This is a genomic window from Streptomyces solincola, assembly GCF_002982015.1.
Taxonomy (GTDB): domain Bacteria; phylum Actinomycetota; class Actinomycetes; order Streptomycetales; family Streptomycetaceae; genus Streptomyces; species Streptomyces solincola.
Genome location: NZ_PVLV01000025.1, coordinates 1 through 7,726 on the forward strand (window position 1 = coordinate 1; position 7,726 = coordinate 7,726).

A 7,726-nucleotide genomic window follows, 5' to 3' on the forward strand; every position below is an offset into this window, starting at 1 on the left:
CCTGGACGCCGTGCGCGCGGTGGAGGCCGAAGGGGTCGGTCGCTATCTGGAGTGCGGTCCGGCGGCCGTCCTGTCGGTGATGGCGGCGGGCTGTGTCGCCGAGGACTCCGCCGGGCGGTTCGTGGCCTCGCTGCCCCTGCGCAAGGGCGAGACGGACGAGGCGCGGGCGCTGCTGCGCACGGTCGGCGCACTGCACGCCGCCGGACAGTCGGTGGACTGGGACGCTGTGGTGCCCGCTGGCGGGCTCGCCGACCTCCCGACGTACGCCTTCCAGCGCGAGCGCTTCTGGACGGAGGCATCGGGGTCCCGTTCCGGGGACGTCCGCGCCGCCGGGCTGGAGTCGGCCGGGCACCCCTGGCTGCGTGCCGGTCTGTCGCTGGCCGGTGCGGACGGCGGCGAGGTGTTCACCGGGCGGCTGTCGGCTGGCGAGCTGACGTGGTTGGCGGACCATGCCGTCTTCGGGACGGTGCTGGTGCCGGGCACGGGTCTGCTGGAGGTGGCGCTGGCCGCCGCCGAGCGGGTCGGCGCGGCCGGTGTCGGCGAGCTGACGGTGCTGGAACCGCTGGTGCTGCGCGGTGAGGAAGCCGTGCGCATCCAGGTGCGGATCGGCGAGGCCGACACCGGCGCCGGCCGCACGGTGGAGATCCACAGCCGCCCCGAGAACGCCCCCGACGGGACGGGCTGGGCCCTGCACGCCACCGGCCGGCTGCTCGCCGACGGGGAGCCGGCCCCGGTCCCGGCCGCCGACGCGCTCGCGGAGCTGGCCCAGTGGCCGGTGCCCGGGGCCGAGCGGGTCGAGCTGGACGGGCTCTACGACGAGCTGTTCGCCCAGGGGCTGGAGTACGGCCCCGCCTTCCGGGGGCTGAGCGAGCTGTGGCGCAGGGACGGCGTCGCCTACGGCCTGGTCCGACTGCCGGAGGAACTCGACACGGACGGGTACGGCGTCCACCCGGCGCTGCTCGACGCGGCGCTGCACACGCTGGCGGCCGTCGAGGACCCGGAGGCCCCCGACGGCGGAGAGCACGACCCGGCCGGCGTCCTGCTGCCGTTCGCCTGGAGCGAGGTCGCCCTGCACGCGCGGGGCTCCGGCGAGCTGCGGGTGCGGCTGGAGCTGACCGGCGGGACCAGGGCCACCGTGCTGGCCGCCGACGCCCACGGGCGTGCGGTGGCGCAGGTCGGCGGGCTGGAGGTGCGCCGCGCCGACGCCGCCCAGCTGCGCGTCGACCGGCCGGCCGAGGGCCCCGAGCACCTGTACCGGGTGGAGTACCGGACAGCCGCCCTGCCGGAGCGGGCCGACGCCGGATCGCCCGTCGCGGGCGCGCCGCTGGTGATCGGGCAAGGCGGCGTGGTGGCCGGGCTGCTGGGGGTCGAGGCGGTCGCCGACCTGGGCGCCGTGCTCACCGCCGACGCCGGCGCGGACGTCGGCGAGCCGGCCCGGATCGTGGTCGACCTGACCGGCGGGGGAGACCCCGGCGACGCCGAGCGGCCCGAGGGCCGCGCGCTGGCGGGACGGGCGCGGGACGCGGCGGTGGACGCCCTCGGCGGACTGAAGCCGCTCCTGGACGATCCGCGCTTCGAGCGCACCGAGGTCGTCTGGGTGACCCGGGGAGCGGTCGCCGCCGGACCGGCCGACACCGTCGACGGGCTCGCCGACTCCCCGCTGTGGGGCCTGGTGCGCGTGGCGCGCGCCGAGCACCCGGAGCGGACCCTGCGGCTGCTGGACATCGGCCCGGACATCCCCGAGCCCGAGCAGCTCGCCCGCGCCCTGGCCGCCCGCGAGGAGCCGGAACTGGTGCTGCGCGGCGAGGAGTCGCTCACCCCGCGCCTGGTCAGGGCGGCCGGCGGGACGGCGCTGGAACTGCCCGAAGGCGGCGGGACCTGGAGCCTGGGCATCGAGGAGAAGGGCCGGCTGGACACCTTCGCCTTCCGCACCGCCGACCGGCAGCCGCTGCCCGCCGGGCACGTACGGGTCAAGGTGCGCGCCGCGGGCATGAACTTCCGCGACGTGCTCAACGCCCTGGACATGGTGCACGCCCCGCAGCTCGGCCTGGAGTGCTCCGGTGTGGTCGTGGAGGCCGCGCCCGGCAGCGGCGGGCTGCGGCCCGGCGACCGGGTGATGGGCCTGGCCGTCGGCACCTTCGGCACCGAGGTCACCGTGGACGCCCGCTGGATGGTGCGCATCCCGGACACCCTCGGCTTCACCGAGGCGGCCACCCTGCCGCTGGCCTACCTCACCGCGTACTACGCCTTCCACGACCTGGGCGCGCTGCGCGCCGGCGAGAAGGTGCTGGTCCACGCGGCGGCCGGCGGCGTCGGCACCGCCGCCGTGCGGCTCGCCCGGCACCTGGGGGCCGAGGTCTACGGCACCGCCAGCGCGCGCAAGTGGCCCGCGCTGCGCCGGCTCGGCCTGGACGACGCCCACATCGCGTCCTCCCGGGACGCCGGCTTCGCCGACGCCTTCCTGGCCGCCACCGGCGGCACGGGCGTCGACCTCGTGCTCAACGCCCTCACCGGGGAGCTGGTGGACGCCTCGCTGCGCACGATGCCGCGCGGCGGGCGCTTCCTGGAGATGGGCAAGACCGACATCCGGGACGCCGCCCGGACCGCCGCCGACCACCCGGGCGTCGCCTACCAGGCGTTCGACCTGATCGAGAGCGGCGAGGACCGCATCCAGGAGATGCTGCGCGCCCTGGTCGGCCTGCTGGAGCGGGGCGCGATCGGCCCGCTGCCGTACACCGCCTTCGACGTGCGCGAGGCGCCCACCGCCTTCCGGCTGATGGCGCAGGGCCGCAGCACCGGCAAGTTCGTGCTGACCATCCCCGCGCGGCCGTCGCCCGACGGCACCGCGCTGCTCACCGGCGGCACCGGCGAGCTGGGCCGGCTGGCAGCCCGCCAGCTGGTCGAGGAGCACGGGGTGCGCCACCTGGTGCTGACCTCCCGGCGCGGCCCCGACACCCCCGGCGCGGACGGCGTCGTGCGCGAGCTGATCGAGGCGGGCGCCGCCAGCGTCCGCATCCTGGCCTGCGACGTCTCCCGGCGCGAGGACGTCGCCCGGATCGTCGCCGAGGCCGGCGCGGAGCACCCGCTGACCGCGGTGGTGCACCTGGCCGCCGTCTTGGACGACGGGGTGGTCCTCAACCAGGACGCCGAACGCTTCACCCGGGTCCTCGGGCCGAAGCTCGCCGGCGCGGTGCACCTGCACGAACTCACCCGCCACCTCGACCTCGACGCCTTCGTGCTCTTCTCCTCCGCCGCCGGAACCCTCGGCGCGCCGGGGCAGAGCAACTACGCCGCCGCCAACGTCTTCCTCGACGCGCTCGCCGCGCACCGCCGGGCCCTGGGCCTGCCGGGCCTGAGCCTGGCCTGGGGACTGTGGCAGCAGGCCGGCATCGGCATGACCGCCGGACTGGACGAGGCCGAGCTGGGCAAGCTGCGCCGCCAGGGCACCCGGGCGCTGACCCCCGAGGAGGGCCTCGACCTGCTCCGGACCGCGCTGACCCGGCCCGAGGCGCATCTGGTGCCGATCAAGCTCGACACGGCCGGACTCCAGCGGGACGCCGCCTCCGTACCGCCGCTGCTCAGCGCGCTGGTACGGACCCGGCCGCGCACCGCCGCGGACGCCGCACCCGGCGGCGGCCTCGCCGAACGGCTCGCCGGACAGCCCGCCGCCGAACAGCTCGCCCTGCTGCTGCGCTGCGTGCGGCAGGAGGTCGCCGGCGTGCTCGGCCTGAGCGGCGAGCAGGCCATCGGCCCCGACAAGCCGCTGCGCGAGCTCGGCTGGGACTCGCTGACCGCCGTCGAGCTGCGCAACCGCCTCTCGGCGCTGGCCCGCGTACCGCTGCCGTCGACCCTGACCTTCGACTACCCCACCCCGCAGGCCATCGCCGAACTGCTGCACGTGCGCCTGGCACTCGGCGCGGGCCCCGGGGACGCCGCCGCCACGGCCGACGGCGGCCCGGACGCCGCACCGCCCACCGAGCCGCTGGAGCAGGCCGCGTGGGCGCTGGGACGCATCACCGCCGAGCAGCTCCGGCACAGCGGACTCCTCGCCAAGCTGCTCGAACTCGCCCGGCCCGAAGGCGCCGACGACCCGGCCACCCGGACGTCCGCCGCCGCCCTGCAAGCCGCCGAAGACCTGACCGAAGACGAAATGGACCGCGCCCTCGACGCCGTACTCGGCGACCTGGCCTGACCCCACCGGGCGCCGGGCCCCCACGGCCCGCGCCCGGCCGAACCCCCCAGATGAAACGCAACGCAACACTAGGAGCTGATTCCGTGCCTACGGACAACACGCAGAGCCGCGAATCCGCAGCACGCCATCGCTGGATCGCGCTGGCCGTGGTCACCCTCGCCGCGTTCCTCGACAACCTCGACGCGAACGCGGTCACCGTGGTCCTGCCGGACATCCAGAAGGACCTGGGCGCCGCCTTCGGCACCGCCCAGTGGACGCTCGCCGGCTACACCCTGGCCTACGCCCTGTTCCTGATCACCGGCGGCCGGCTCGGCGACATCTACGGGCGCAAGCGCCTGTTCCTCACCGGGGTCGCCGGCTTCACCGCCGCCTCCGTGGTGTGCGCCCTCGCCACCAGCGGCGAGATGCTCGTGACGGGCCGGTTCGGCCAGGGCTTCATGGCCGCCCTGATGGTGCCCCAGGCCGTCTCGGTCATCATCACCATGTTCAAGCAGTCCGAATGGCCCTCGGCGTTCGCCGTCATGGGCATCGCGCTGAGCGTGGGCAGCGTCGGGGGCCCGCTGCTCGGCGGCCTGCTCGCCGAGTGGGACGTCGCCGGCCTCGGCTGGCGCGCCCTGTTCTGGGTCAACGTGCCGCTGGGCGTCGCCGCCATCGCCATCGCCGCCCGCTTCATGCCCGAGACCCGCTCCGAGACCCCGCTGCGGCTCGACCTGCTCGGCGTGCTGCTGCTCACCACCGCCTCGCTGGGCCTGATGTTCCCGCTGGTCCAGGGCCGCGAGCAGGGCTGGCCCGCCTGGATGCTGCTGCTGGTCGCCTTCGCCCTCGTGGTCCTCGCGGTGTTCGTGGTGCAGCAGCGCCGCCGGCACGCCAAGGACGGCGCCGCGCTCGTCCCGCCCACGCTGTTCAAGTACCGCTCGGCCACCGTGGGCCTGCCGCTGACGCTGCTCTGCTACGCCGGTGTCGCCTCGTTCTTCCTCGTCCTCACCTTCCACCTCCAGATGGGCCTGGGGTGGCCGGTGCTGAAGACGGCGCTGGTCCTGGCGGCTTGGCCGGTCGGCATCATCGCCACCTTCCAGATCGCCTGGCGCTTCTCGACCGGGCGCGGCCACGACTTCGTCCGCGGCGGCGCGCTGCTGCTGGCGCTCGGCGCGGGCGGCGTGATCTGGACGGTGCTGGCCGGCGGCGGCGACGTCAACTGGGTGCCGCTGGCCGCCTCCGAGCTGGTGATGGGCTTCGGCCTCGGCCTGACCGCCCCCGTGCTGACCGCCGTCGTCCTCGGCGACGTGCCGCCGCAGGACGCGGGCGTCGGCTCCGGGGTGCTCAACGCGGCCATCCAGTTCGGCTCGGCCGCCGGCGTCGCCGGTGTCGGCGCCGTCTACTTCAGCCAGTTCACCGAGGCCACCGCGCGAGCCGACTACGCCGGCAAGACCGCCTCCGCGCTGGCCGTCAACGTCGGCCTGTTCGTCCTCACGGCGGTGCTGGCCACCTTCCTGAAGACGGCGACCGCGGCCAAGCCGCAGGAGACGCCGGCCGCCGCCGATCCCGCCCCCGCGGCCGCCCCGGACGGCCCGGCCCCCGAGGCCGCGCAGGCCGGCAAGCCGGCCGCCGCACTGACCACCTGACCCGATCCCGACCCCTACCCCGACACCACCAGGAGGTTCACCCATGACCGCCAACACCCCCCAGCAGGGCCTGTCGGCGCAGAGCCTGTCGGCGCACAGCCTCTCCGCCGCGACCCCGTCCACCCACGACGACGACAAGCTGAAGTTCAAGCGGGCCCTGGAGCAGAAGTCCCGCCTCACCCGCAACCAGCAGGCCCACGAGGAGGGCCGGATGCGGGTGAAGAACATGAGCGGCGCCGCCGGCCAGAAGCGGTTCTTCCGCCGCAAGACCGGCTGAGCCGCCGCTCCGGCCGCACACCGGCACAGGCCGTACGCCGCACACCGGCACAGGCCGTACGCCGTGGCCCGAGGCCGTCGTGCGTCACCCCTCCGGGTGGTGCACGACGGCCTCGGGCCAGGCTTCCCGGCCACGTCCCGGCACACGCCGGGCTTCGGCAGAGCGCTCCGGCAGGGCTCTGACAGGAATCCGGCGAGCCTTCGGCAGGGCTCTGACAGGAATCCGGCGGGGCTCCGGCAGAGCCCTGACAGGGCTCCGGCAGGGCTCCGGCGGTTCCCGAGGCGTTCCGGGCAGTCTCTGCACCCGGGGCGCGGATCCGGGACGCGAGGAGGTGCACGTCCTGTGACGAGGGAGCTGACCACCGCCGCCATGACCACCGCCGCCAGGACCGCAGCCCGACCCGCCGCCGCAACCGGCGCGTGGGAGGCCGACGCACGAGCGCGCGCCGCGCGCCTCGAGGCGTCGCTCGGCGACCCCTACGACGCCGCCAACCCGCACGGCCTGCGCGCCCTCTTCGACGCGGACGCCCGGCACACCCCGCCGCACGCCACCGAGCGGCTGCTCGCCGACAGCGGCCTGGGCGCGGAGCTGGTACCGCTGGAGTACGGCGGCAAGCTGACCCGCGCCGACCTGCTGGCCCGCGTCCTGCGCCCGGTCTTCCGCCGCGACCTGGGCCTCGGCTTCGGCTTCGGCATCACGTCCCTGTTCGCCGCCGCCCCGGTGTGGGCGGCCGGCACGCCCGAGCAGCGCCGGCGCCTGGCCGCACTGCTCGCCGGCGGCCACCGGGTGGCGATCGCGCACCACGAGCCCGCGCACGCCAACGCTCTCCTGCGCAACGAGTTCACCGCCGCCGCCGCGCCCGGCGGCGGCTATCTGCTCGACGGCCGCAAGGACGTCGTCATCAACGCCGAGCGGGCCGCCGCCCAGGTGGTGTTCGCCCGCACCGACCCGGCCCCCGGCCCGCGCAGCCACTCGGTGCTGCTCCTCGACGCGGCCGCCGACGCCCCCGGCGGCGGTACGGGCCGAATCCGCAAGCTGCCCCGGGTGACCACCACCGGCATGCGCGGCGCGCTCTTCTCCGGCCTGGAGTTCACCGGTTTCCCGGTGCCCGCCGACGCGCTCGTCGGGCGCACCGGCGAGGGCGTGCCGCTGGCGCTGCGCACCCTCCAGGTCGACCGCGGCCTGATCTGCGGAGTCGTCACCGCCGCCGCCGACACCGTGCTGCACTCGGCCGTACGGGCCGTCACCACCGGCCGCACCGGGCCGGTCGCCCGCCGCTGGACCAGACCGCTGGTGGGGGTGTTCGCCGACCTGCTGGCCTGCGACAGCATGGCCACCGTCGTGCTGCGCGCCCTCAACCTGCTCCCCGAACGGACCCAGCTGGCCGCCGCCGCCGCCAAGTACGTGGTGCCCGACCTGCTGCGGGAGAACCTCGAAGAGCTGGCCACCGTCCTGGGCTCGCGCGGCTTCCAGTGGGACAGCCCCGACTACGGGGCGCTCGACAAGCTCGTGCGGGACCTGCCCCTCGCCGGGCTCGGCCAGCGTCCGCAACTGCGGCACGATCACCGCCTGGCAGGCGGCGGCGCCGGCGTGGCCGAGCCCGGCGAGGGGCAGGTCCCGCACGAGCTTGTCGAG

The 7,726-nt window shown here is 76.0% G+C and carries 4 protein-coding genes; all 4 read left to right on the forward strand.

Annotation, left to right across the window (positions count from 1 at the left end):
* Positions 1-4,192: SDR family NAD(P)-dependent oxidoreductase (locus C6N75_RS02005; protein WP_146132457.1), on the forward strand; the 4,192-nt coding region annotated here is incomplete at its 5' end.
* A gap of 83 nt (positions 4,193-4,275) precedes the next feature.
* Complete coding sequence (locus C6N75_RS02010) at positions 4,276-5,814, forward strand: MFS transporter (protein WP_181160288.1); 1,539 nt, start codon at positions 4,276-4,278, stop codon at positions 5,812-5,814.
* Positions 5,815-5,857: 43 nt separating this feature from the next.
* Positions 5,858-6,091, forward strand: coding sequence for a DUF5302 domain-containing protein (locus C6N75_RS02015; RefSeq protein WP_105867096.1), 234 nt, complete (start codon positions 5,858-5,860; stop codon positions 6,089-6,091).
* Between the two features lie 342 nt (positions 6,092-6,433).
* On the forward strand, positions 6,434-7,726 hold a 1,293-nt coding region (locus tag C6N75_RS02020), incomplete at its 3' end, for an acyl-CoA dehydrogenase family protein (protein WP_258177170.1).

Coding starts and splice junctions, on each gene's coding strand:
- C6N75_RS02015 (WP_105867096.1), top strand. CDS start 5,858: ATGACCGCCAACACCCCCCAGCAGGGCCTGTCGGCGCAGAGCCTGTCG.